Source organism: Rhizobium sp. BK112 (assembly GCF_014193215.1).
GTDB lineage: Bacteria > Pseudomonadota > Alphaproteobacteria > Rhizobiales > Rhizobiaceae > Rhizobium > Rhizobium anhuiense.
The window spans coordinates 271676-294560 of the sequence record NZ_JACHYZ010000004.1; the positions used below are offsets into that span (position 1 = coordinate 271676).

The window sequence follows — 22885 nt, forward strand, 5'->3', positions numbered from 1 at the left end:
TGCTCCGGAACCCGCCGCCGCACCGACGGGAATACTCTAAATTGTCTGATCTCGCGGCTAATAACAGCTTAACGCGCCGCCGGTTTGCAAGCGCAAGATGACAGTTTCGTGGCGTCCGGCATCTTCAAATTCTGCGAAACACTGTGTTCTCTCGTGAACATCCGCATTGCCCAGGGTTGCGTCCTCTGTGGAATTTCTTCTTGCATCTGTGAAGAATCAGCCTAACTTTAAGTCATCAGCAACAGAACGAAAGGAAGGTGATCCAATGTCTAATGAGATTTCGGACCTCGTAATGGGCATGGAAGAGGTGAAGAAGGCGAGGCAGCCCTCGCTCTAATCCCCGCCTTCCTGGGGCTGCATAGACAGTCCAGGCCAGTTCGAGGCCAAACTCATGGAAAGGGTCGCTGAGGCGACCCTTTTTTAATGCCCGGATTTCAAATTGACGGAATTTCGAAATTCCATTACTCATAAAGTCATCGGATGACTTTATGAGTAATGGAATGCGGGCACTCAGCAAGACCAATCTCGCCGATGAGGCGATCGAGGCGATTCGCGGCGACATTCTCGGCAAACGCTGGGCGGTCGGCGAGAAACTGCCGAATGAAGCCTCGCTGTCAGCCATGCTGTCCGTCAGCCGCGGCACGGTGCGCGAGGCAGTGCGCGTTCTCGTCTCGCAGGGTTATCTCGAAACCCGCCAGGGTTCGGGAACTTATGTCCGTTCGACCCGCGATGCCGGCCGGCCGCTGACGATGGCGCGGCGCGCCAGCTTGCGTGACCAGTTCGAGGCGCGATGCGCACTCGACGTCGAGGCAGCGCGTCTGACGGCTATCCGCAAGACCCCGGAGACGGTGGCCGAGTTGCGCAGGCTGCTTGCCGAACGCGGCAATTACGATGGCGGCAACCAGGCCGCCTTCATCGAACGCGATCTCGCCTTCCACAAGGCCGTCATCGCCGCTTCCGGCAACCGGGCGATGATCGAGATCTATGATTTCTTCTCGGCCTCGATCGCCGACACCATCGCCGCAACGCTCGGCAAGGATATTCCGGAACCCGATATGCAGGCGCATGCCGATATCGTCGACGCCATCGAGACCGGCGATGCCGACAAGGCGGACGCGGCGGTGCGCCGTTTCATGGCGCCGGTTCTTGCCGCACTCGACCGGATGATCCTGTCATGAACACGCCTTTCAACCATGCTGCCAGCACGCTCGAGGCGGCCGACGAACTGCTGATCGACGCCGAGACCGGCAGCCTTCCGCCGCCGCAGGCAACGTCGAAGCGGGGAGCTGCGGGTCGTTTCCTGCTCGGCGCATGCCTGGTGCTGATCGCCTTCAACCTGCGCCCGGTCTTTTCGAGCGCCTCGGCGCTGCTGCCGGAAATCCGCTCGGAGCTCGGCCTCAGCGCGCTGGGCGCAAGCCTGCTGACGACGCTTCCGGTCGTCTGCCTCGGCGCCTTTTCGCCGCTTGCGCCTCGTCTTGCCCAGCGCCTCGGGACTGAGCGCACGCTGCTCGGCGTTCTGCTGCTTCTCGCGCTCGGCACTGCATTGCGCGGGCTTTCCTCCGTGCCGCTGCTCTTCATCGGCACGGCCCTTGCGGGCGCCTCTATCGCTGTCGGCAACGTGCTGCTGCCGGGGCTGGTGAAGCGGGATTTCGCCGGGCGCGCCGCGCTGATGACCGGTTTCTACACGATGGCGCTTTGCGCCGGTGCGGCAAGTGCGGCCGGGCTGACGCTGCCGATCGAGCATGGATTGGGCGGGTCTCTCGCGGGCGCGCTCGCCATCTGGGCGCTGCCCGCCCTGATCGTCAGCCTGCTCTGGCTGCCTGAGGTTCTTCGCAGCGGCCGGCAGGCAAGACGAAATGGCTTCCACGTCAAAGGCCTCTGGCGCGACCGGCTCGCCTGGCAGGTCACGCTGTTCATGGGGCTGCAATCGGCACTTGCCTATTGCGTCTTCGGCTGGCTGGTTCCTATCTTGCGCGAACGTGGGCTCGACGGCGTCACCGCCGGGGCGATCGTTTCCCTGTCGGTGATGGTGCAGGCCGCCTCCTGCCTGATCGTGCCGCATATCGCGGTGCGCGGCCGCGATCAGCGGCTGATCAATGCGAGCCTCTGCGGCGTCGCCGTCACCGCCCTGCTCGGCCTGCTCTTTGCGCCGCTGTCGACAGTCTGGCTGTGGGCGGTGCTGCAGGGCATCGGTCAGGGCGGGCTGATCGCCGCGGCCATGACGACGATCGTGCTGCGCTCGCGCGATCCCGATGTCGCCGCCCATCTTTCCGGCATGGCGCAATGCGTCGGTTACCTGCTTGCCGCCATCGGCCCACTCATCGTCGGTCTCATCCGCGGCTGGACCGGAAGTTTTTCCTGGTGCGCCGCCCTCTTCGTCGCGCTTGGGCTCGGCGCGGCGATCAACGGCTGGAAGGCCGGCCGGGCAATCGAAGTGAACGTCCATGCGGTCGAGAAGACAGGCTGAGCCGCACGCTCAGCTCACTCGTTCACTGGTTCATTCACTGGCCCATCACCATCTCTTGATGCCCGTCGCCGGCCGCGGATGCTACGCTATCTCAGCCTCTCATTCCCATCGCCGGAGGAGACATCTTGCGCATCCGAACCCTGTTTCTGCTTGCCGCGCTTGCGGCAATGCTGGCCCCTGCCCTGTCTCATGCGCAGGAAAGCGGTCAGCCGAGGGCCAATATTCAGAGCGGCGCGCGCGAGGGCGTGCTGAAGCTGCTGCCGGCCGATTCCGTCACCGAGCACGAGCTGACGATCGGCGGCCGGAAACTCGCCTACACCGCCACCGCCGGCACGCTTGAACTCTTCGGCCAGGACGGCGCGCAGACCGGCGCGATCTTCTACACTGCCTATGTCGCTGGGGATGGCGGGGCGAACCGGCCTCTGACCTTTGCCTTCAACGGCGGCCCGGGTGCGGCTTCCGCCTTCCTGCATCTTGGGTTGGTCGGGCCTGAGGTGCTCGATTTCGGGCCGGATGGACGCGACGGCGCCAATGCGAAACTCGTCGACAACAAGCAGAGCTGGCTCGATTTCACCGATCTCGTGCTGATCGATCCGATCGGCACGGGCTGGAGCCGGACGGTCAAGGCGGACGACGCCTCCAACTATTACAACGTCAATGCCGATGCTGAGAGCATCGCCAAGGCGATCGCGCTCTATGTCGCGCACAACAACCGCTCCAACTCGCCGAAATATCTTCTCGGTGAAAGCTATGGCGGCTTCCGCGCCGCCAAGGTCGCCTCGGCGCTGCAGGAAAGCCAGGGCATCATCGTCGCCGGCGCGGTGATGCTTTCTCCCTTGCTCGAAGGCCAGCTGATGTTCAATGCCGACCAGTTCGCGCTCGGCGCAGCCCTCGAACTGCCGTCTTTGGCGGCCGCCGAACTCGACCGGCATAAGGCTTTCGACGAAGAGACGCAGAAGCAGGCCGAGACCTTCGCGCTCGGCGACTATCTGACGACGCTGGCCGGACCGCCGCCGACGGGTGCCGAGGCCGCCGCCTTCTATGGCAGGGTCGCCAAGCTGACAGGCATTCCCGAGGATATCGTCACCCGCAACCGCGGCTTCCTCGGCAATTCCTTCGTCAAACATTCCGACGCGGGCAGCGGCGAGGTGATGAGCGCCTACGACGCCTCCTTTGCAGCCCCCGATCCCTACCCGGAATCGGACTACGATCGCGGCGACGACGCCATCCTCGATGGCTTCACCCGCGCCTATGGCGGCGCCTTTGCCGATTACGCCCGCAACCAACTCGGCTTCAGGACGGAGATGACCTATACGCTGCTCGAAGGCGATATCAGCCGGCGCTGGGAATGGGGCGGAGGACGCGGCGGCGGATCCCGCCTCCAGGCCAGCGCCACCGACGACATCCGGCAGCTGCTCGCCTCGAACCCGGCATTCCATCTGCTGATCGCGCATGGCTACAGCGATCTGGTGACGCCCTATAGCGTCAGCCGCTATGTCGTCGATCATCTGCCGCCGTCGCTCGCCGGCGGCCGCGTCGGGCTGAAACTTTATCGCGGCGGCCATATGTTCTATACCAAAGCCGATCAGCGGGCCGCCTTCACGGCCGATGCCAAGGCCTTCTACGCCACACGGCCAGGCGCGCAGCCGGCGGACTGAGGCGTGGGGCGATCTTTCAGGTTCGCCTGCCACGCTTTGGTTCTTTGTTTATCGCATCTCATGATCGCAACACCGCAGTACATTTTTGCGCGACATGCTTTGAGGAAGTAACCGATGCATATCACCGGGGGATGCCATTGCGGCGCAATCCGCTATCAGGCGGAGATCGATCCAGAGCGGATTTCGATCTGCCATTGCACCGATTGCCAGCGGCTGACCGGCTCGGCCTATCGCGTCACCGCACCGGCGCGGCCGGACAGTTTGACGCTCCTGTCGGGCGAGCCGAGAGGCTACGCAAAATATGGCGACAGCGGCGGTCTCAGCCGGCAATTCTTCTGCCCGAATTGCGGATCGCCGCTTTACCGCACCGACGGCGAAGGCGGCGCGATCGGCATCCGCGTCGGCAGCATCGACCAGCGGCGGGACCTGACGCCCAAGAAACAGATATGGTGCCGCTCGGCCCTGGCAGGGGTGGAGAATATCGAGCACCTGCCGCGCTTCGAGGGCGAGGATTAAAGCGGCAGGACGCTTAGCCGGGAAACCAGAGCGCCTGTCTATTCCGGCCGCGGCATATCAGGCCAGCTATCGGTGACGCCGGCCTGGACCGGACGCTCCAGATAGGTGGAAAGGGCGATATAGCTGCGGGTGCCGGTGACACCGGGAACGGCATGGATCTGCGCCAGAAAAGCCTCCAAGTCCTGCGGGCTCGCCGTGCGGACCTTGAAGAGAACGCTGGCATCGCCGGCGACCGAATGCATCTCCTCGACCTCGGGAAACCGCAGGACCTGCATCAGCCGCTCGCTCTTGCCCCAGCCGGCCGCCTCCACATGCACGAAAGCAAGCAACGGTTTGCCAAGCGCGGCGCCATCCAGCGCGGCATGCACGCCTTTTATCGCGCCGGATTGCCGGAGACGGCGCACGCGCTCATGCACGGCCGGCGCCGACAGGCCGACCGCTTCGCCAAGCCTGGCATAACTCTGGCTGCTGTCGGCGGCGAGTGCGGCTAATATTTTTCGGTCGAAGACATCGATGGCCGGCTGCTGCGCACGTCTTTGCCGAAGATCCTCTGTATTTTTCGTCATTCGGTAAAATCCCCTTCTTGCCGAAAAATAATCGCCGATACTGGCATTCTTCAACAGAATATTCGGGGAGGCAAATCGCATGGAGATGATCGAACGCAATCCGGCAAGCGGGATCTATCCGGCGAGCCCCGACTATATCCATGCGCTGGAGGTCAGGCATCCCACGCGGCTGCTCTTCGTCAGCGGCACGATGGGTCTCGATCAAGAGGGAATGGCGGGCGTCGACCTGGACGGGCAATTGGAGCTCATCTGGTCCAATCTGCGCACCATCCTCGCCTCGGCTGATATGACCGTCGACAATATCGTGCGGCTGACGAGCTATCTGCGCGACGGTGCCTTTGTGGAGGCGAACCAGGATGCCCGCCTTCGGGCACTTGGCGGCCGCGCCGTACCGACCACAGCCATCATCGTCGAAACGCTCAGCGACGACTGGCTGGTCGAAATCGAGATCGTCGCCGCCGGCTGACGGCAAATGGCCATCGCAGCACGGGGGTGCGACAGCCATGCGTTCAAGCCGTTTTTGCCCAATCGCTTGGCGGACGATTGCCCGGTCTCACGCCGCCTTGGCGGCGTGATATTCCTTGATGGCGACCATCTTGATCGCGGGATAACGCTCGGACTCATAACGCAGCGAGAAACCGTCCTGGGCGAGGAAGACCGGGTCGCCGTCGAGATCGCGGGCGATGTCGCCGCGCTTGACGGTGAGGAACTTGTCGAGATCGGCCGGCTGCTCGGCCGAGATCCAGCGGCAGACGGAGAAACGCGACATTTCAAAGGAGACCGGCAGGCCGTATTCGGCCATCAGCCGCTCCTTCAGCACGTCGAGCTGCAGGGCGCCGACGACGCCGACGATCGCCGGCGAGCCGTCTTCCGGCGAAAACAGCTGGACGACGCCTTCCTCGGCCATCTGCTGCAGGGCTTCCTTGAGCTTCTTTGCCTTCATCGCGTCTTCCAGGCGCACGCGGCGCAGGATTTCCGGCGAGAAGTTCGGCACGCCCTGGAAGACCAGGGATTCGCCTTCGGTCAGCGTATCGCCGATCCGGAGCGTGCCGTGGTTGGGAATGCCGACGACGTCGCCGGCATAGGCGGTGTCGGCGAGCTGGCGCTGCGAGGCGAAGAAGAATTGCGGCGCCGTCAAGCCGAGCTGCTTGCCGGTGCGGGCGAGCCTGGCCTTCATGCCGCGCTCGAGCTTGCCGGAGCAGATGCGGGCAAAGGCGATGCGGTCGCGATGGTTGGGGTCCATGTTGGCCTGGATCTTGAAGACGAACGCCGTCATCTTGTCGTCGGTCGCATGCACGGTCCTGGTATCAGCGACCTGGTCACGCGGCGGCGGCGCGAAATCGCCGAGCGCGTTGATGAGGTCACGAACGCCGTAATTGCGCAACGCCGAACCGAAGAAAACCGGCGTCATATGGCCTTCCAGGAAGGCCTGGCGGTCGAAGGGACGGCAGGCCTCGATCGCGAGCTCCGTCTCCTCGACGAATGCCTGGCGCTCGTTTTCCGGCAACCGGCCGGCAACGCTCTGCGGGCCGTTGACCGGCGTTCCCTCGATTTCGGTATCCGACCCGCGCACCGTGTTGGCGGCAATATTGTAGGAACCGCAGAAGGTCTTCGAGCGGCCGACCGGCCAGGTGATCGGCGCCGTATCCAGCGCCAGCTTCTCTTCCACCTCGTCGAGGATCTCGAAGGGATCGCGGCTTTCGCGGTCCATCTTGTTGATGAAGGTGATGATCGGAATATCGCGCATGCGGCAGACTTCGAAGAGCTTCAGCGTGCGCGGCTCGATGCCCTTGGCGGCGTCGATGACCATGACGGCGGCATCCACGGCCGTCAGCGTGCGATAGGTGTCGTCGGCGAAATCCTCGTGACCCGGCGTGTCGAGGATGTTGAAGACATTATCGTTATATTCGAAGGTCATCACCGAGGTGACGACCGAGATGCCGCGTTCGCGCTCGATCTTCATCCAGTCGGAGCGCGTCTGCATGCGATCCTTCTTCGCCTTGACTTCGCCGGCAAGCTGAATGGCGCCGCCGAACAGCAGCAGCTTTTCGGTGAGCGTCGTCTTACCCGCGTCCGGGTGGGCGATAATAGCGAATGTGCGGCGGCGGGAGACCGCCTCGGCGAGACTTTCGGCCATACTTGTGAATCCTTTGAGTTGCCGCGTATCTAACGTCTCCGTGGATAACTTTCAATTCATGTTTGACGGCCTGAGCGGACCGAAGGTTAATACCTCGATGAATATTCAGAACAGCCACAGCCGCCCGACGCTGAACCTTATCCGCCTTCCGAATGGGGAAGGCCTCGACCTGCCCGCCTATGAAAGCAAGGGGGCGGCCGGCATGGACCTGCGCGCCGCCGTCGACGAGGCAGCACCGCTGACGCTTCTGCCCGGCAAACGGGCGCTGGTGCCGACCGGCTTTATCTTCGAGATCCCCGAGGGTTTCGAGGGACAGGTGCGGCCGCGCTCCGGCCTCGCCTTCAAGAACGGCATCACCTGCCTGAATTCGCCTGGTACCGTCGACAGCGACTATCGCGGCGAGGTGAAGGTGCTGCTCGCCAATCTCGGCGAGGAGCCCTTCGTCATCGAGCGCGGTATGCGCATTGCCCAGATGGTGATCGCACCGGTGACGCAGGTGCGGATAGCGGAGATCACCGAGGCCAGCGAAACGCTGCGCGGCGCAGGCGGCTTCGGCTCCACCGGGGTGTGATGACCAGGCGCTTCGACAGCGCTGGCCTGACCTTCCGGCAGGATTATTTCGGCGATCCCGCCGGCTGGGCGGCGCTGGTCAACCTGCTTCAGGATATTTTCGGCATCGATATCGGGCCGCTGCAGCAGCTCGGCGGACCCGATCCCACCAGCATGCCCTTCGGCTGGTTTACTGCCGAGGGCGAGCTTGCGGCCAATATTTCGGCCTTTGCGCTGCCCTTCGTGCTGAACGGCCGGATCGTCCACGCCGCCGGGCTGCAATCGGGCGCGGTGCGGCCGGCATGGCGCGGCCGCGGGCTCTATCGCGACGTGACGGTAAAGGCGCTCGACTGGTGCGAACGGCAGGGCTTTGAAGCCGTCATCCTCTATACCGACAAGCCGTCTCTCTACGAACCCTATGGTTTCCGCGCGATACCGCTGCACCGATACGAGGGAGCGGCGCCCGCCCCTTTGGCATCAGCCGCACCCGCCCGGCTGCTTGCACCGACGCATGCGGATGATCTTGCCCTGCTGCAATCGCTGCTGAAAAGACGAAGCCCGATTTCGACGTCGCTCGGTGTCACCGTCAATGCGGCGATGTTTCTGATCAATACCCAGCTCGATCCCGATATCCGCCTCAGCTTCCTGGAAGACCGTCAGGCGGCGATCGTCTGGAAGATCGACGAGACGGGTCGTTTCAGTCTCCTCGACGTGGTGGCAGCGGAGATACCGTCGCTTGCAGCAATCCTCGGCGGGCTGGAGATCGCGCCTGCCGCCGTCGAGGTGCTTTTCCGTCCCGACAAGCTCGGCTGGGCGGGTGTTGCGCAGCCGTTGGAAAGCGGCACGAGGCTGATGCTGCGCGGGCTTGGCGATGCCATTCCGAATTTTCCGGCGATGCTGTCGCCGATGGCGGATTTTTAGAGCAGTTCCAGCAAAGGGACCGGTTCTGCCGACGTTTACCTTTTCCGGGAAAGCGGCGGCAGGCGGCGTTTGACGGGCGAGGCTTTGATCATCGAAGTGTTGGTTTCCGCCCTTTCGGCAACCCGGTCGAGCAGGCCGTCGAGTTCCGCCATCGAGCGGATGACCAGGCGGGCGATGAAGCAATCCTCGCCCGTCACCTTGTCGCATTCGACGATTTCCGGAATGTCCTGGATGATGCGCTCGACGATGTGCAGCTGTCCCGGCAGCGGGCGCACGCGCACGATCGCCTGCAGGGAATAACCGACGGCGGCAGGATCGAGATCGATGGTGAAGGCCTTGATGACGCCGCGCTCCTCCAGCCGGCGCAGACGCTCGGCGGCACTCGGCGAGGACAGGCCGACCTGCTGTGCCAGCTCCTTCAGCGAGATCCGCGCATTGCCGGCCAGCGCTTCGAGGATGGCCTGGTCGATCTCGTCGATCAATTGCACATCATTAGCCATGGCGACCCGCTTTCCTATTATTATTAGGTGATATCGATCATCTTCATTTCTATCTTTATATAAAACTGCCCACCGCCGCAATATTCTTATGCCATCGAAGGCGGAGGTTATCATGGGCAGCGACATCAGACGGGGCACGGTGGAAATGACGGCAGCGATGCTGATCTCGGGGACGATTGGCTGGTTCGTCGTCATGTCGGGACAAGCCGTGAGTGGCGTGGTCTTCTGGCGCTGCCTGTTCGGCGCGCTCACCTTGCTTGTCATCTGCGGCGCTCTCGGGCTGCTGCGGCCCGGTATCATCACGCTGCGCGCCTTCGGCATCGCCATTTTTGGCGGCGTCGCCATCGTCTTGAACTGGCTGTTGCTGTTTGCCTCCTATTCGCATGCGACGATCTCGATCGCGACGACCGTCTATAACACCCAGCCTTTCATGCTGCTGGTGCTCGGTGCGCTCTTCCTCGGCGAGAAGATCACCGCCACCAAGCTGTTCTGGCTGACGCTCGCCTTCGCCGGCATGATTGCCATCGTCGAGGCAAAACCGGAGGCGGGCGGAGCGATATCGGAGGGCTACGGCCTCGGCATCCTGATGGCGCTCGGCGCTGCCTTCTTCTACGCACTGGCAGCGCTGGCCGCGAAATGGCTGAAAGGCACGCCGCCGCATCTGATCGCGCTCATCCAGGTCGCCACCGGCATGCTGATGCTGGCGCCGATGACCGATTTTTCAAATCCGCCGCAGGATGTCGGCGGCTGGGCGATCCTCGTCACCGTCGGCGTCGTCCATACCGGGCTGATGTATGTGCTGCTCTACGGCGCGATCCAGAGGCTGCCGACACATCTCACCGGCGCGCTGTCCTTCATCTATCCGATCGCCGCGATCCTCGTCGACCGGCTGGCTTTCGGCCACGCGCTGCAGCCGATGCAGATTGCCGGTGCGGCGATTATCCTGCTTGCCGCCGCCGGCATGAATCTCGGCTGGACGCCGCGCTGGCTGCGGCCGCGGGCGCTCGAGGGCTGAGAGCCGGGCGCCCCGACGGGGACGGCTGAGACGCCCGGTTGCCGCTATTACCTCTGCGGGCGTGTCGTTTCGAACAGGAACCAGGTGCGGCGCTCGCCCTCGTCGATCCAGTTCTCGATCAGGCTGGCGGTCGCGACGTCATTATGCTCGTCGCAAAGGCCATGCACCTCGCGCAGCAGCGAAACGAGCTGCGCATTGTCCTCGCGCAATTCCGACAACATGTCCTCGGGCGTGACGAAATCGGCGTCATTGTCCGAAAGACGCTGCTGACGGGCGATCTGGCCGATGGAGCGCAGCGTCGTACCGCCGATCTTGCGGGCACGTTCGGCAATGTCGTCGGTCATGGCGAAGATCTGCTCGGCCTGTTCGTCGAGCAGCAGATGATAGTCGCGAAAATGCGGGCCGGACATGTGCCAATGGAAATTCTTGGTCTTCAGATAAAGCGTGAAGACATCGGCAAGCAGGGCGGTCAGCGCCGCCGAGATATCGGTAATGGCGTTGGTCGACAGGCTGGACGGCGTCTTGAGCGGCGAAAGCCTGCGGGTTTCGGCTGAGCTGGGGGACATTCATTTTCTCCTTGGTGATGAAAATCTCCGCGGCGTTGCGCTCCCTTTCGGGAGGCGCGGAGGACGCTGATCGCGCATTTGCAGAGGGAGAGATAGCAAGGCGGGGTCGCTTTCCAAGTAGATCATGGTTCAGCAAACCTATTCTTTATGGTTATGGACAGATCAGCGCCAAAGCATTGATGCGGCAGCAAGGCTTGCCTATAGAGGGCGGCAGAAGCCCTGTGGGTTAAGAAGATGAGCCTCACCGTCCTGATCACCTATGCCGGAGCGCTGTTGATCGCCGCGGCCATTCCCGGACCCGGGATCACCGCGATCGTCGCACGCGCGCTCGGCTCGAATTTCCGCGAGACCTTCTTCATGGGCCTCGGCCTGGTGCTCGGCGACATGACCTATCTCACCGCGGTCATTCTCGGCCTCGCCTTCGTGGCGCAGACCTTCACCGAGGTGTTCATCGCCATCAAGATGGCCGGCGCCCTCTATCTCGGCTACATCGCCTGGAAGCTCTGGACGACGGGATTGCTGCCGCAGGATATCGCGGCGCGCAAATCCAGCAATATCGGCCTGTCCTTCCTCTCCGGCCTGCTGGTGACGCTCGGCAATCCGAAGACGATGCTGTTCTATGTCGCCCTGGTGCCGACGCTGATCGATATCGGCAATATCGGCTTGCGCGACTACGCGCTCCTGCTCGCTGTTACCTTCGTGGTGCTGATCGCCGTGCTGGTGCCCTATATGCTGCTTGCCTCGCGGGCTCGGACGATGCTGAGAGAGCCGCGCGCCTTGCAGGCGCTGAACCGGGTTGCGGCCGGTATTCTGGCGGGCACGGCGGCCTTCATCGCCACGCGGGCTGCCTGAAATAAACATTCGGCAAGAAGCGGTTTTCAAAGGTTATTTTCTCCGCGGACCGCATCTCCAGGCCGAACGCGCTCTGGCCTAGACCGGCCTTTGACCCTATTCTCCCCTCGATTCCAGGGGCAGGATTTCAAAGGGAGAGCACCCATGTCGCACAAACCCGGCCGCGGCCGCATCTATTCCTCGATCACCGAAACCATCGGCGATACGCCGCTCGTGCGCTTCGACAAGCTGGCGCGGGAAAAGGGCGTCGTGGCGAACCTGATCGGCAAGCTCGAATTCTTCAACCCGATCGCCTCGGTCAAGGACCGCATCGGCGTCGCGATGATCGAAAGCCTGGAAGCGCAGGGCAAGATCACCCCCGGCAAGACGGTGCTGATCGAGCCGACCTCCGGCAATACCGGCATCGCGCTTGCCTTTGCCGCCGCCGCCAAGGGCTATCGGCTGATCCTCACCATGCCGGAGACGATGTCGGTCGAGCGTCGCAAGATGCTGGCGCTGCTCGGCGCCGAGCTGGTGCTGACCGAGGGACCGAAGGGCATGAAGGGCGCCATCGCCAAGGCGGAGGAACTGGCAGCGTCGCTGCCCGATGCCGTCATTCCGCAGCAGTTCGAAAACCCGGCCAATCCGGAGATCCACCGCAAGACGACGGCCGAGGAAATCTGGAACGACACCGACGGCACGGTCGACATCGTCGTCTCCGGCATCGGCACCGGCGGCACGATCACCGGCGTCGGACAGGTGTTGAAGAGCCGCAAGCCCGAGATCAAGATCATCGCCGTCGAACCCGCGGATTCGCCGATCCTCTCCGGCGGCAATCCCGGCCCGCACAAAATCCAGGGCATCGGCGCCGGCTTCGCGCCAAAAATCCTCGACACCGGCATCTATGACGAGGTCGTCACCGTCACCAATGACGAAGCCTTCGAACAGGCGCGCCTCGTCGCCCGGCTCGAAGGCGTACCGGTCGGCATCTCCTCGGGTGCGGCACTGACGGCGGCGATCAAGGTCGGCGTCCGTCCCGAAAACGCCGGCAAGAACATCGTCATCATCATCCCCTCCTTCGCGGAGCGTTATCTCTCGACGGCGCTGTTTGAGGGGCTGGGGAGCTGAATAGCGAATAGCGAATAGCGAATAGCGAATAGCGAATAGCGAATAGCGAATAGGATGCGAACTGGTTTGGCATTCAGGCAAGCCAATTAGCAAACTCTACGCTACTCCCTATTCGCTTCCATCCTCACGCCGCCGCCGTCAGCCTCTCCCCGGCGATCCTGTAGGAGATCGCTTCGGCGAGATGGATGCGGCCGACCGTCGGTTTGCCGTCGAGATCGGCCAGGGTGCGGGCGACCTTGAGGACGCGGTGGTAGCCGCGGGCGGAGAATTTCATCTTTTCGGCGGCGTCGCGCAGCAGCTGCAGGCCGCTGGCGTCGGGTTCGGCCATTTTCTCGATCATTGCGGTGGAGCAGCGGGCATTGGTGCCGATGCCTTTTGCGCCGGCACTTTCGAAGCGCTCCTGCTGGATCTCGCGGGCGCGGGCGACGCGGCGGGCGACGTCGGCGCTGCTTTCGGCCGCCATCGGCCGGATGAGATCGGCGGCGGAGACGGCCGGCACGTCGATGCGGATATCGATGCGGTCCATCAGCGGGCCGGAGATGCGGGCCTGGTAATCGCTCATGCAGCGCGGGCCGCGGGCGCAGCTATGACCGGGCTCGCCGGCCATGCCGCAGCGGCAGGGGTTCATTGCCGCGATCAGCTGGAATTTCGCCGGATAGGAAACGCGGTGATTGGCACGCGCGATGACGCACTCGCCGCCTTCGAGCGGCTGGCGCAGCGCATCGAGCGCCTGCGGCGTGAACTCTGGAAATTCGTCGAGAAACAGCACGCCGTGATGGGCAAGCGAGGCTTCGCCCGGACGGGCGCGCAGGCCGCCGCCGACGAGGGCGGCCATGGTGGCGGAATGATGCGGGGTGCGGAAGGGCCGGCGGTCGGAAAGCTTGCCGCCGGAGAGCTGGCCGGCGATCGAGTGGACCATCGACACCTCCAGCAGTTCGGCGGCCGAAAGCGGCGGCAGGATCGACGGCAGCCTGGCCGCCAGCATCGACTTGCCGGAGCCGGGAGGCCCGACCATCAGGAGATTATGGCCGCCGGCGGCTGCGACCTCCAGCGCCCGCTTGGCGCTTTCCTGGCCCTTGATCTCGGCAAGGTCCGGCAGGTTGGCGGCATTGGCGCGGATCGACGGCTCAGGCCTCGACAGCACTTGCGTGCCGCGGAAATGATTGGCAAGGGCAATCAGGCTGCGAGGGGCGAGAATATCGACATCGGCGCCCGCCCAGGCGGCTTCGGCGCCGCTTTCGGCCGGGCAGATCAGCCCCTTGCCGAGCGCATTGGCGCCGATCGCGGCCGGCAGCGCGCCTGCGATGGCGGCGATCGTGCCATCGAGGTTGAGCTCGCCGACGACGACAAAATCCGACAGGGCATCGGCGGGAATGGCGCCGAGGGCGGCCATCAAGGCAAGGGCGATCGGCAGATCGAAATGCGAGCCCTCCTTCGGCAGATCGGCAGGCGCCAGATTGACGGTTACCCGCTTGGCCGGCAGCGCCAGGCCGGAGGCATGGAGGGCCGCCTGCACGCGCTCACGGCTCTCGGCCACCGCCTTGTCGGGCAGGCCGACGATCTGCATGCCGACTTTGCCGGGCGCGACCATGACCTGGACCTCAACCGGCACGCCTTCGATGCCCTGGAATGCCACCGTGCTGACACGCGCGACCATAAACCCATCCCCTTGCCGCAAACTCTTATACCGCCCCCGGCCCTTGAAAGCCAACGGTTGCAATCTGGCATGGAAGCAGGAATAAAACAAGAACAATCAAGGAACATATCTGGATATCCGCGGCGACCGGGTTGTACCCGGCCGCGGGATCAAAACGGGCATGATTTGCCGGTCAGCCGCGTTTGCGTTCGATCGCATCCCAGAGCAGGCTTGATATATCGGCGCCGCCGAACTTCTTGACCTCGCGGATGCCCGTGGGCGAGGTGACGTTGATCTCGGTCATGTAATCGCCGATCACGTCGATGCCGACGAGCAGGAAGCCGCGTTCTCTCAGCGCCGGGCCGATGCGGGCGCAGATTTCCTGCTCGCGCGACGTTAGTTCGGTCGCCTCGGCGCGGCCGCCGACATGCATGTTGGAGCGGCTGTCGTGCTCGGCCGGGACGCGGTTGATGGCGCCGGCAAATTCACCGTCGACCAGGATGATGCGTTTGTCGCCCTTGCGCACATCGGGCAGATATTGCTGGGCGATGAAGGGTTCGCGGAACAGCTGGCCGAACATCTCCAGCAGCGAGGAGAGGTTGCGGTCGTCGCGGGTTGAATGAAAGACGCCGGCGCCGCCATTGCCGTAGAGCGGCTTCAGGATGATATCGCCCATCTCGTCGCGGAAACGGCGGATCTCGGCCGGGTCCTTGGTGATCAGCGTCTTCGGCATCAGGTCGGAAAATTCGGTGACGAAGATCTTCTCCGGCGAATTGCGCACCCAGGCCGGATCGTTGACGACCAGCGTCTTCGGGTGAATGCGCTCGAGCAGATGCGTCGAGGTGATATAGGCCATGTCGAAGGGCGGGTCCTGGCGCAGCAGCACGACATCCATGGTCGCGAGATCGACGCGCTCCGGCGCGCCAAGCTCGAAGTGATCGCCCCTGACGTCGCGCAGCAGCATCGGCTCGACGCTGGCAAAGAGCTTGCCGTCGCGGAAGCTCAGGCGGTCGGGCGTATAATGGAAGAGCCGGTAGCCGCGCGCCTGGGCTTCCAGGCTCATGGCGAAGGTGGAATCGCCTGCGATATTGATGCCGGCGACATGATCCATCTGGACCGCTACATTGGTGATCTTGGCCATTTCCGTCCCTTCCTGACTGCCGGACAGATGTAGGTCGGCCAGATTTCAAACGCAACGGCCAATCAAGGTTTCCGGGGCACCCTGATCATCGCGTCTCAAGGATGCGCATCAGCCGGCCGCGATAGCTGTCGAGAATGACGGCGAGCACGATGACGGCGCCGATGACGATCGGCTTGATATTGTCGTCGGCGCCGAGCAACTGCAGTCCCGTCGACAGCACCTGCAGAATGCAGGCGCCGACCAGCGTGCCGATGATCGAGCCCTTGCCGCCGGAGAGGCTGGTCCCGCCGATGATGACGGCGGCGATGGCGTTCAACTCATAGCCGATGCCGGCAACCGGGCTGCCGACATTGAGGCGGAGCAGATAGACCATGGCGGCAATGCCGGCGGTCAGCCCGGAGATCGTGAAGACCGCGATCTTGTATCTTTTCGGCTGATGCCCCGACAGCCGCACCGCCTCTTCATTGGTGCCGATCGCAAAGACGAAGCGCCCGAAGACGGTGTAGCGCAGCACGAACCAGCCGATCAGGACGACGACGATCGCAATCAGGAAGATCGACGGAAAGATGCCCCAGAAGATCAGGTTGCCGAAATCGACGAAAGGCTGCGGCAGGCCTGTTATCGTGGAGTTGTCGCTGACCACGCGGGCCAGGCCGCTGGCGACGTTCAGCATGCCGAGGGTGACGATGAAGGACGGAAGCTTCCACTTCTCGCAGATCCAGCCATTGACCGCGCCAAGGATGGCGCCGGTGCCCATCGACGCCAGACAGGCGAGAACGATCGCCTGCCATGGCGAAAACGCCGGATTGATCATGATCGTCGCACCGATGACCGTGCAAAGAGCAAGCAGCGAGCCGACGGAGAGATCGATGCCGCCGACGAGGATGACGAAGGTCATGCCCGCGGCCAGCACGGTGTTGATGGCGATCTGCACGAAGATCTTCAGAAAATTCTCCGGCGTCGCGAAATAGGGCGCCGTCGCCGAGAAAAACGCCAGGATCAGGATGAGGGCGATGGCGACGCCCGCTTCCTTCATCGAGATCCGGATCAGCTTGTCCCAGACGCTCACCTCTTTCGCCCCAGTTTTCGCCTCGGTCTGTTCTTCAATGTTGGCGGACACGGCTGTACTCCTTGTAGGCGAGCGAAAGGATCCTGCTCTCGTCGAATTGGTCCCGGGCTATTTCCCCTGCGATCTTGCCGTCGGAAAAGACGATGATGCGATGGCAGATGCCCATCAGTTCCGGCAGATCGGAAGACACGACCAGGACACCTTTTTGCTCGGCCGCAAACTTCCACAGGAGCTCATAAATCTCGGCCTTGGCACCGACGTCGATCCCGCGGGTCGGCTCATCGAAAATCAGCACCTTGGGACCGCGGAACAGCCATTTGGCAATGACGACCTTTTGCTGATTGCCGCCGGAAAAGGTCCTGACGGCCTGACGGATGGACGGAGTCTTGATCCGCAGCTCACGCACGAGGCGCTGCGCGTGATCCTCCTCGGCCCTTCGCCTGATCAGGCCGTTGCGGGAGATCTTGGCGAGATCGGTGATAGTGGTATTTTCAGCGCAGCTCATATCGAGCATCAGGCCCTGCATCTTGCGGTCTTCGGTCGCCAGGCAGAGCCCCGCCGCAACGGCATCCTGCGGCGAGTGGATCTCGACCGGCTCGCCATTCAGGCGAATTTCGCCGGCCGCCTTGGCGTCGGCGCCGAATATGGCGCGAACCGCCTCCGTCCGGCCGCTGCCGACGAGACCGGCAATACCGACAATCTCGCCCTTTGCCACGGAAAATGACAGTTCCGGGCTATGGCGCGTCACCTTCAGGCCGGAGACGCCGAGCGCCTCGCCTGAGACCACGCTGTCGCCGCGGAAGATGCCGTGATCCGAAAGCTTCCGCCCGACCATGAGCTCGACGATGTCGGGAATAGCCAGTCCTGCCAGCGGCCGGGTGATCACGTGCTGGCCGTCGCGCAGCACCGTCACATTGTCACCGACTTCGAAGATCTCCTCCAGCCGGTGCGAGATATAGAGCGTGGTGACGCCACGCTGCTTCAGGCGTTTCAGAATTTCAAAGAGGCGATCGACCTCCTTGGAGGTCAGGGTTGCCGTCGGTTCATCGAGAACGAGAAGCTTGCTTTCGTAACAAAGCGCCTTGGCGATCTCGACCAGCTGAAGCTGCGCGACGCTGAGGCGGCTCGCCAGCGTGGTCGGGGCCACATCGAGGCCGACCTCTTCCAGGAGTTCGGCTGCCCTCTTATTCATTTCCTTGTAGTTCACCAGGCCGTAGCGGCGCGGCAGATGCTCGAAGAGCAGGTTTTCGGCAACCGTCAGGTTGGAAAGCGGATGCAGCTCCTGGTGAATGACCCGGATGCCCGCCTTGAACGCCTCCAACGGCGAGGCAGGATGGTATGGCTTGCCGTCAAACAGGATGTGGCCGTCATCCGGCCTGAAGACGCCGCCGAGCAGATTGATCAGGGTCGACTTTCCAGCCCCGTTCTCGCCCAGGAGAACGTGCCCCTTGCCGCGGCCGATCCGCATGGAGACATCCCTGAGCGCCACAACGCCGGGGAAGCGCTTGCCGATCCCCTCCAGCCTCAGAATGTCGTCATCTGCTGTGTCTGACACGTCGACCTCATGCATGGTCTCTTCAAACCTCGGCTCAACGCGCATCGGAGAGGCTCGAACGAGCCTCACCCGGAGCGATCAACGCGTCAATCGGTTGGTGGAAATGGCGTCGGCCGCAGCCGGCGCCACATTTGCTTTTGGGGCTGGCAATCCGACTATTTCAGATCGGCTGCCGTGACCAGCTTGACGTCGGTCTTGACCCAGCCGGTGAATTTTTCGCCGGCCAGTTCCCGCATGCCATAGTCGATGCCCATGACCGCCATCTGCGCACCATACTGCTCGACGGTGGCAAGCATCTTACCGTCCTTGATCAGCGGCTGAACCGGCGGGATGTTGTCGAAGCCGACAACCTTGATCTTGCCGGCCTGGCCGGCCGCATCGAGCGCCTTGACGACGCCGAGGGCCATGGAGTCGTTGGCGGCCATCACGCCTTGAATATCCTTATATTTCGTCAGGAAATTCGTCATGACGGTATTGGCTTCTTCCGTCTCCCAATGGGCGGTCTTGCTGTCGAGAAGCTCGAGCTTGCCCGACTTGACGGAATCCACGAAGCCCTCCTTGCGCTCCTTGGCATTGTCGGCCTCGGGATTGCCCTCGAGGATGACGACCTTGGCGCCCGGCCCCAGATCCTTGGCCAGTGCATCGCCGGCAAGCTTTGCCCCTTCCTGATTGTCGGGGCCGAAGAAAGCGAGATCGATCCCCGCCTTCTTCTTGGCATCGGCATCGAGCGGCACGTCGATATTGATGACCTTGACGCCGGCCTTCACAGCCTTTGCCAGCGGGGTCGCCATCGCCTTGGAATCGGCGGGCGCCACGACGATGATATCGTATTTCTGCGTGACGAAGTTTTCGACGGCATCGACCTGCGAGGCGAAATCGCGCTCGTCCTTCATGCCGACGGCCTTGAAGTCGAACTTGTCCTTGTTCTCGGCCGCATATTTGTCGGCGCCGGCCTTCATCTGCTTGAAGAACTCATTGGACAAGGACTTCATGATCAGGCCGACCTTCGGCTTGCCGGCGGCAAAGGCGGGCGACACGCCGCAGGACAGCGCCAACGCCAGGGCGCCGGCAAGTCCGACCTTCAATGCCGTACGGCGCGGCGCACTGATCAAGACGGATTCACGCTTCATAGAATGGGACATTTTTCTCCTCCCGAACGGTTCTGGGCTCAGCTCCATCTGAGTTGCCCGCGGCAATGAACCGTTTCCAACGCCATCTGGGTAACACGCTCCAAAAAATTGTCAAGCTGCCGAATTCGGGCCGAATGACCTCAAGGACGACCCCGTCGAAAACATCTAAAAGCGTGAACGATGAACCGTTTCCATTGCGTGTGGCGGTGCTCATGCTATGGATGATGGGCCGTCCCAATGAAATTCGGCCCTTTGACGAGAGCCGCAAAGACGATTAGCTGGAAGCCTCGATCAGACGCCCCGGGCGTGTTGTGAAGGCGAAGATGAAGGGCCACTGTTTCCGTTATGTCAAAGGTCGGAATTAGAGACGTTGCCAAGCTTGCGGGCGTTTCCACCGGGACCGTTTCCAGGGTTTTGAACGATCATCCCTCGGTGACGAAGGAATTGCGCGCGCGCGTTACCGGGATCATCAAAGAGCTCGGTTATATGCCGGACCCGTCGGCGCGAAGCATGCGCAGCAAGGTCAGCCGCCTCATCGGCATCATCATTCCGGATCTGACCAATCCGTTCTTCTCGGAACTTGTCCAGTCCGTGGAACAGGCAGCCGCCAATCACGGCTATAATATCATCGTCATGACGTCGCTCGATCATGCGGCCAAAGAGGCTGATCGCATCAAGCAGCTGACAAGCCGAAAGGTCGACGGGATCATTCTGGTTCCGAGCATCGATTTCCATACGATCAAGCTGCCGAAAGGATTGCCGATCGTCGTCATCGACCGTCTGATGCCAGGATATTCCGGCATTGCCGCTGATCATCGCAATGGCGTTCGCCTTGGCGTCGAGCACCTTCTGCAGCTCGGCCATCGCCGCATCGGCTTCATTTCCGGGCCCAGCCACTCCGTCCCAGCCAATGATCGCCTCAGAGGCTACCTCGATGCTATCGAGCAGGCTGGCGAGCAGGCTGGCGAGCAGGCTGGCGAGCAGGCTGGCGGCCAGGCGGACGGCCGCTCGGCAATGGCGGGATCACCGCTGATTGCCGAGGCGGCTTTCGACTATGAGAGCGGCCGTTCGGCAGGAAATTATCTTCTGGCGCGGGCGCGCAACGAGCGGCCGACGGCGATCTTTGCAAGTTCGGACCAGCAGGCGATCGGCTGCATGCGGGCAGCGCATGATCTGGGGATCCCGATACCGGCAGCCCTTTCCGTCATGGGCTTCGACGGCATCCCGCTCGCCAGCATGACCACGCCGCGCCTGACGACGGTGAAGCAGCCGATTCAAGACATGGCCGCAGCGGCGGTCGCCGTTCTGTTGAACAAGCAGACTGCGCCTGATCTCGACAATCCGATCCTGTTTGCGTGCGAGATTCTCAAGGGGGAAACGACCGCCCCGCCCCAGCCCGATAAGCACTAACCTCGAAAATCGAAGTCGATCTTCAGGCGGCGATGCCCTGGTTGCCGCCATTGCGCAGCATGTTGCGGAGGCGGTAGGCGATCGCCAAGGGCTTTGGGAAAGGCTTGCGCAGGAAGGCGACCTTGCGGACATAATTGTCGACCCGCCAGCTCGCCCAGGTTCCACCGGCGAAAAAGGCGACGTCGCCGGTGCTGAGGGTTCGTTCGGTGCCGTCCTCGGCGGTGATATGGACCTCGCCCTCGAGGATCATTACCGTCTCGTCCCAGCCGAAATACCAACGGAATTCGCCCGCCGTGCAATCCCAGATCGCCGTCAGCGACGCCTCGTCATGACCGCGGGAATGTTCGGCGGTGCGGGCCTGCGGGTTGCCGCTGACGATCCAGTCCGGGTTGATCGGCGTGGACTTCAGCGGCAGCAGGCCGCTCGCATGGGCAACGAAGGATTTCCCGGCCGGCTTCGCCACGGCATAAGGCACCGAGCGCGCGGCCATGGCGACCGCACTCGCAAGCATCAGCTTCCAGGCCATGAAACAATCCCCAATTGTTATCCCTACCGAGATTTGGGGTAGCAGAGAGTCGTAAGAAGCTGGTTCACGCGGGAACTAAAAGTTTAACGATCCGGAAATCCGATGGGTCGAAAGAGGTCAGAAGGCGTCAATGAAGTGCCGCGGCAGCCGGCCCGGCATGATCGCCAAGATATCGTAGCGCAGGGAAAGGCGGGCCTGATCCGCCTGGCGGGCGAGCCAGAGATCGCTTGCCGCCCTTATCCGCTTCTGCGCGGCGATGGAGACGGCGTCGACCGCCGCAGCTTCGCCCCGCCGGGCCTTGACCTCGACGAAGACGGCGAGATCGCCCTTGCGGGCAATGATGTCGATCTCGCCGAGCCGGGTGCGGTGGCGCAGCGCCAGGATGCGGTAACCCTTCAGCATCAGGAAGGCGGCCGCGACATATTCTGACATGCGGCCCCGGCGCAGCGCCTTCCTCCTGATGGCGGTGAGGTCGCTATCGGCCATCGGCGTTCTTGATCTCCAGCAGGCGCTGATAGAGCACCTTGCGCGGCAAGCCGGTGAGGCGGGCCGCCTCGGTCGCGGCGCCTGCCGTCGGCATTGATTTCGACAGGTCGGCGAGCACGGCGTCGACGTCGGCCTCATCCGTCTCGACCGGCTCCGGCGGACCGATGACGAGAACGATCTCGCCCTTGACGTTTTCCACCTGCTGATAATGGGCGGCAAGGTCGGCAAGCGTGCCGCGGCGGAACTCCTCATAGGTCTTGGTCAGTTCGCGGCAGACGGAGGCGGATCGCGTGGCTCCGAGCACGTCTGCAGCGGCGACAAGCGTAGCGCCGATGCGATGCGGCGATTCAAAGAAGATCAGCGTCGCGGGGGCTGCGGCAAGCTCACCCAGACGATCGCGGCGGGCCTTGTCCTTTGCCGGCAGGAAACCGGCGAAAAGAAACGCATCGTTCGGCAGGCCGGAGCCGACAAGGGCTGCGAGCGGCGCGGAGGCGCCAGGAATGGGAATGACGCGGTAACCTGCCGCTATCGCCTGCTGCGCCAGTCGGTAACCGGGATCGGACACCAGCGGCGTGCCGGCATCGGACACCAGCGCCACCGACCGGCCGGCTTCGAGCGCCTGCAGCAGCCGCGGGCCGGCCTCGTCGGCATTGTGCTCATGATAGGCGAAAGGGCGGTTCTGGATGCCGTAGCGGTCGAGCAGCACGCGGGTGACGCGCGTATCCTCGCAGGCGAGCACATCGGCGCCGGCCAGCGTTTCCAGCGCACGCAGCGTGATGTCGCCGAGGTTGCCGATCGGGGTGGCGACGAGATAGAGCGCCGGCTCCAGCGGCCGCGCCGGCACCGTCGCATTGTGCAGGCGGAAGCTTCGCCGGGTGGCGGCATCCGCTGTGGTTTCCTCATTCATGCCATTTGCTTTCGTCCCGCCGTCATCGAACCCTTATGGGCGAGCGGCACCACTTCGGCAAGGGTTCGGATTTCTGTGAGCATTGCTCTGGAAAACCGCAAATGCAGGCGCCCGACCGTGCATGCCTCTTGCAAAGCCATGCTGAAGTCTGCCATTTTGCCCGTCCACTCC

General features: G+C 63.0%; 24 protein-coding genes. 11 read left to right on the forward strand and 13 right to left on the reverse strand.

Annotated features, from left to right (window positions below; translation table 11 throughout):
- Positions 1-500 precede the first annotated feature (500 nt).
- From FHT75_RS13970 to FHT75_RS13985, 4 genes are all read left to right on the forward strand, one after another.
- Positions 501-1178 (forward strand): FadR/GntR family transcriptional regulator, encoded by a 678-nt coding sequence (locus FHT75_RS13970; protein ID WP_048338196.1) that lies wholly within the window; start codon positions 501-503, stop codon positions 1176-1178.
- The gene (locus FHT75_RS13975) at positions 1175-2467 is read left to right on the forward strand and encodes a CynX/NimT family MFS transporter (RefSeq protein ID WP_132573753.1); all 1293 of its coding nucleotides are present in this window, start codon (positions 1175-1177) and stop codon (positions 2465-2467) included. Before FHT75_RS13970 ends, FHT75_RS13975 begins: the two co-directional genes overlap by 4 nt.
- Positions 2468-2592: 125 nt before the next feature.
- The gene (locus tag FHT75_RS13980) at positions 2593-4125 is read left to right on the forward strand and encodes a S10 family peptidase (RefSeq protein ID WP_132573755.1); all 1533 of its coding nucleotides are present in this window, start codon (positions 2593-2595) and stop codon (positions 4123-4125) included.
- 114 nt (positions 4126-4239) lie between these two features.
- On the forward strand, positions 4240-4641 hold the full coding sequence (locus FHT75_RS13985; protein ID WP_132573757.1) for a GFA family protein: 402 nt from the start codon (positions 4240-4242) through the stop codon (positions 4639-4641).
- Between the two features lie 38 nt (positions 4642-4679).
- Here the strand turns inward: FHT75_RS13985 and FHT75_RS13990 are convergent, their stop codons facing one another.
- The gene (locus FHT75_RS13990; RefSeq protein ID WP_097543263.1) at positions 4680-5261 is read right to left on the reverse strand and encodes an Lrp/AsnC family transcriptional regulator; all 582 of its coding nucleotides are present in this window, start codon (positions 5259-5261) and stop codon (positions 4680-4682) included.
- 25 nt (positions 5262-5286) lie between these two features.
- Here FHT75_RS13990 and FHT75_RS13995 point away from each other — a divergent pair, with 25 nt between their 5' ends.
- Positions 5287-5673, forward strand: coding sequence for a RidA family protein (locus FHT75_RS13995; RefSeq protein WP_097594971.1), 387 nt, complete (start codon positions 5287-5289; stop codon positions 5671-5673).
- A gap of 87 nt (positions 5674-5760) precedes the next feature.
- Here the strand turns inward: FHT75_RS13995 and FHT75_RS14000 are convergent, their stop codons facing one another.
- Positions 5761-7344: a peptide chain release factor 3 gene (locus tag FHT75_RS14000; protein WP_132573759.1), complete on the reverse strand. Its 1584-nt coding sequence runs from the start codon at positions 7342-7344 to the stop codon at positions 5761-5763.
- Positions 7345-7441: 97 nt separating this feature from the next.
- Here FHT75_RS14000 and dut point away from each other — a divergent pair, with 97 nt between their 5' ends.
- Both dut and FHT75_RS14010 read left to right on the forward strand, forming a co-directional pair.
- Positions 7442-7915 carry a dUTP diphosphatase gene (dut, locus tag FHT75_RS14005; RefSeq protein ID WP_183844892.1) on the forward strand — a complete coding sequence of 158 codons (474 nt, stop codon included), beginning with the start codon at positions 7442-7444 and terminating at the stop codon, positions 7913-7915.
- Positions 7915-8814 (forward strand): GNAT family N-acetyltransferase, encoded by a 900-nt coding sequence (locus FHT75_RS14010; protein ID WP_183844891.1) that lies wholly within the window; start codon positions 7915-7917, stop codon positions 8812-8814. The genes dut and FHT75_RS14010 overlap by 1 nt, the downstream gene beginning before the upstream one ends.
- Before the next feature lie 35 nt (positions 8815-8849).
- Here FHT75_RS14010 and FHT75_RS14015 read toward each other — a convergent pair whose 3' ends face one another.
- Positions 8850-9314 (reverse strand): Lrp/AsnC family transcriptional regulator, encoded by a 465-nt coding sequence (locus FHT75_RS14015; protein ID WP_183844890.1) that lies wholly within the window; start codon positions 9312-9314, stop codon positions 8850-8852.
- Positions 9315-9426: 112 nt separating this feature from the next.
- On the opposite strand from FHT75_RS14015, the gene FHT75_RS14020 reads away from it, so the two are divergent.
- Positions 9427-10329, forward strand: coding sequence for a DMT family transporter (locus tag FHT75_RS14020; protein ID WP_183844889.1), 903 nt, complete (start codon positions 9427-9429; stop codon positions 10327-10329).
- Between the two features lie 47 nt (positions 10330-10376).
- Here the strand turns inward: FHT75_RS14020 and FHT75_RS14025 are convergent, their stop codons facing one another.
- Entirely contained in the window at positions 10377-10895 is a 519-nt protein-coding gene (locus tag FHT75_RS14025; protein ID WP_028757396.1) for a Dps family protein, read from the reverse strand.
- Positions 10896-11129: 234 nt separating this feature from the next.
- Here FHT75_RS14025 and FHT75_RS14030 point away from each other — a divergent pair, with 234 nt between their 5' ends.
- Both FHT75_RS14030 and cysK read left to right on the forward strand, forming a co-directional pair.
- Positions 11130-11747 carry a LysE family translocator gene (locus FHT75_RS14030; RefSeq protein WP_132573771.1) on the forward strand — a complete coding sequence of 206 codons (618 nt, stop codon included), beginning with the start codon at positions 11130-11132 and terminating at the stop codon, positions 11745-11747.
- A 144-nt stretch (positions 11748-11891) separates the two neighbouring features.
- Positions 11892-12854, forward strand: coding sequence for a cysteine synthase A (cysK, locus tag FHT75_RS14035; protein ID WP_132573773.1), 963 nt, complete (start codon positions 11892-11894; stop codon positions 12852-12854).
- 124 nt (positions 12855-12978) lie between these two features.
- Here the strand turns inward: cysK and FHT75_RS14040 are convergent, their stop codons facing one another.
- The 5 genes from FHT75_RS14040 to FHT75_RS14060 form a co-directional block, all read right to left on the reverse strand.
- Entirely contained in the window at positions 12979-14511 is a 1533-nt protein-coding gene (locus FHT75_RS14040; protein WP_183844888.1) for a YifB family Mg chelatase-like AAA ATPase, read from the reverse strand.
- Between the two features lie 172 nt (positions 14512-14683).
- The gene (gene gshB / locus FHT75_RS14045; protein ID WP_183844887.1) at positions 14684-15631 is read right to left on the reverse strand and encodes a glutathione synthase; all 948 of its coding nucleotides are present in this window, start codon (positions 15629-15631) and stop codon (positions 14684-14686) included.
- An 85-nt stretch (positions 15632-15716) separates the two neighbouring features.
- On the reverse strand, positions 15717-16751 hold the full coding sequence (locus FHT75_RS14050; protein ID WP_028757442.1) for an ABC transporter permease: 1035 nt from the start codon (positions 16749-16751) through the stop codon (positions 15717-15719).
- Positions 16735-18270, reverse strand: a complete 1536-nt coding sequence (locus FHT75_RS14055) for a sugar ABC transporter ATP-binding protein (RefSeq protein ID WP_183844886.1) — start codon at positions 18268-18270, stop codon at positions 16735-16737. Before FHT75_RS14055 ends, FHT75_RS14050 begins: the two co-directional genes overlap by 17 nt.
- Before the next feature lie 140 nt (positions 18271-18410).
- A complete protein-coding gene (locus FHT75_RS14060; RefSeq protein WP_047617597.1) occupies positions 18411-19397 on the reverse strand; it encodes a sugar ABC transporter substrate-binding protein in 987 nt (328 codons plus the stop codon).
- A gap of 333 nt (positions 19398-19730) precedes the next feature.
- On the opposite strand from FHT75_RS14060, the gene FHT75_RS14065 reads away from it, so the two are divergent.
- Positions 19731-20795 carry a LacI family DNA-binding transcriptional regulator gene (locus tag FHT75_RS14065; protein ID WP_183844885.1) on the forward strand — a complete coding sequence of 355 codons (1065 nt, stop codon included), beginning with the start codon at positions 19731-19733 and terminating at the stop codon, positions 20793-20795.
- Positions 20796-20817: 22 nt separating this feature from the next.
- On the opposite strand, the gene FHT75_RS14070 is transcribed toward FHT75_RS14065, so the two are convergent.
- The 4 genes from FHT75_RS14070 to FHT75_RS14085 form a co-directional block, all read right to left on the reverse strand.
- The gene (locus FHT75_RS14070; protein ID WP_028757730.1) at positions 20818-21321 is read right to left on the reverse strand and encodes a cupin domain-containing protein; all 504 of its coding nucleotides are present in this window, start codon (positions 21319-21321) and stop codon (positions 20818-20820) included.
- 117 nt (positions 21322-21438) lie between these two features.
- The gene (locus FHT75_RS14075) at positions 21439-21807 is read right to left on the reverse strand and encodes a YraN family protein (protein WP_097594978.1); all 369 of its coding nucleotides are present in this window, start codon (positions 21805-21807) and stop codon (positions 21439-21441) included.
- Positions 21797-22714 (reverse strand): 16S rRNA (cytidine(1402)-2'-O)-methyltransferase, encoded by a 918-nt coding sequence (rsmI, locus tag FHT75_RS14080; protein ID WP_097543188.1) that lies wholly within the window; start codon positions 22712-22714, stop codon positions 21797-21799. The genes FHT75_RS14075 and rsmI overlap by 11 nt, the downstream gene beginning before the upstream one ends.
- Positions 22711-22869 (reverse strand): hypothetical protein, encoded by a 159-nt coding sequence (locus tag FHT75_RS14085; RefSeq protein WP_164735984.1) that lies wholly within the window; start codon positions 22867-22869, stop codon positions 22711-22713. Before FHT75_RS14085 ends, rsmI begins: the two co-directional genes overlap by 4 nt.
- Between the last annotated feature and the right edge of the window lie 16 nt (positions 22870-22885).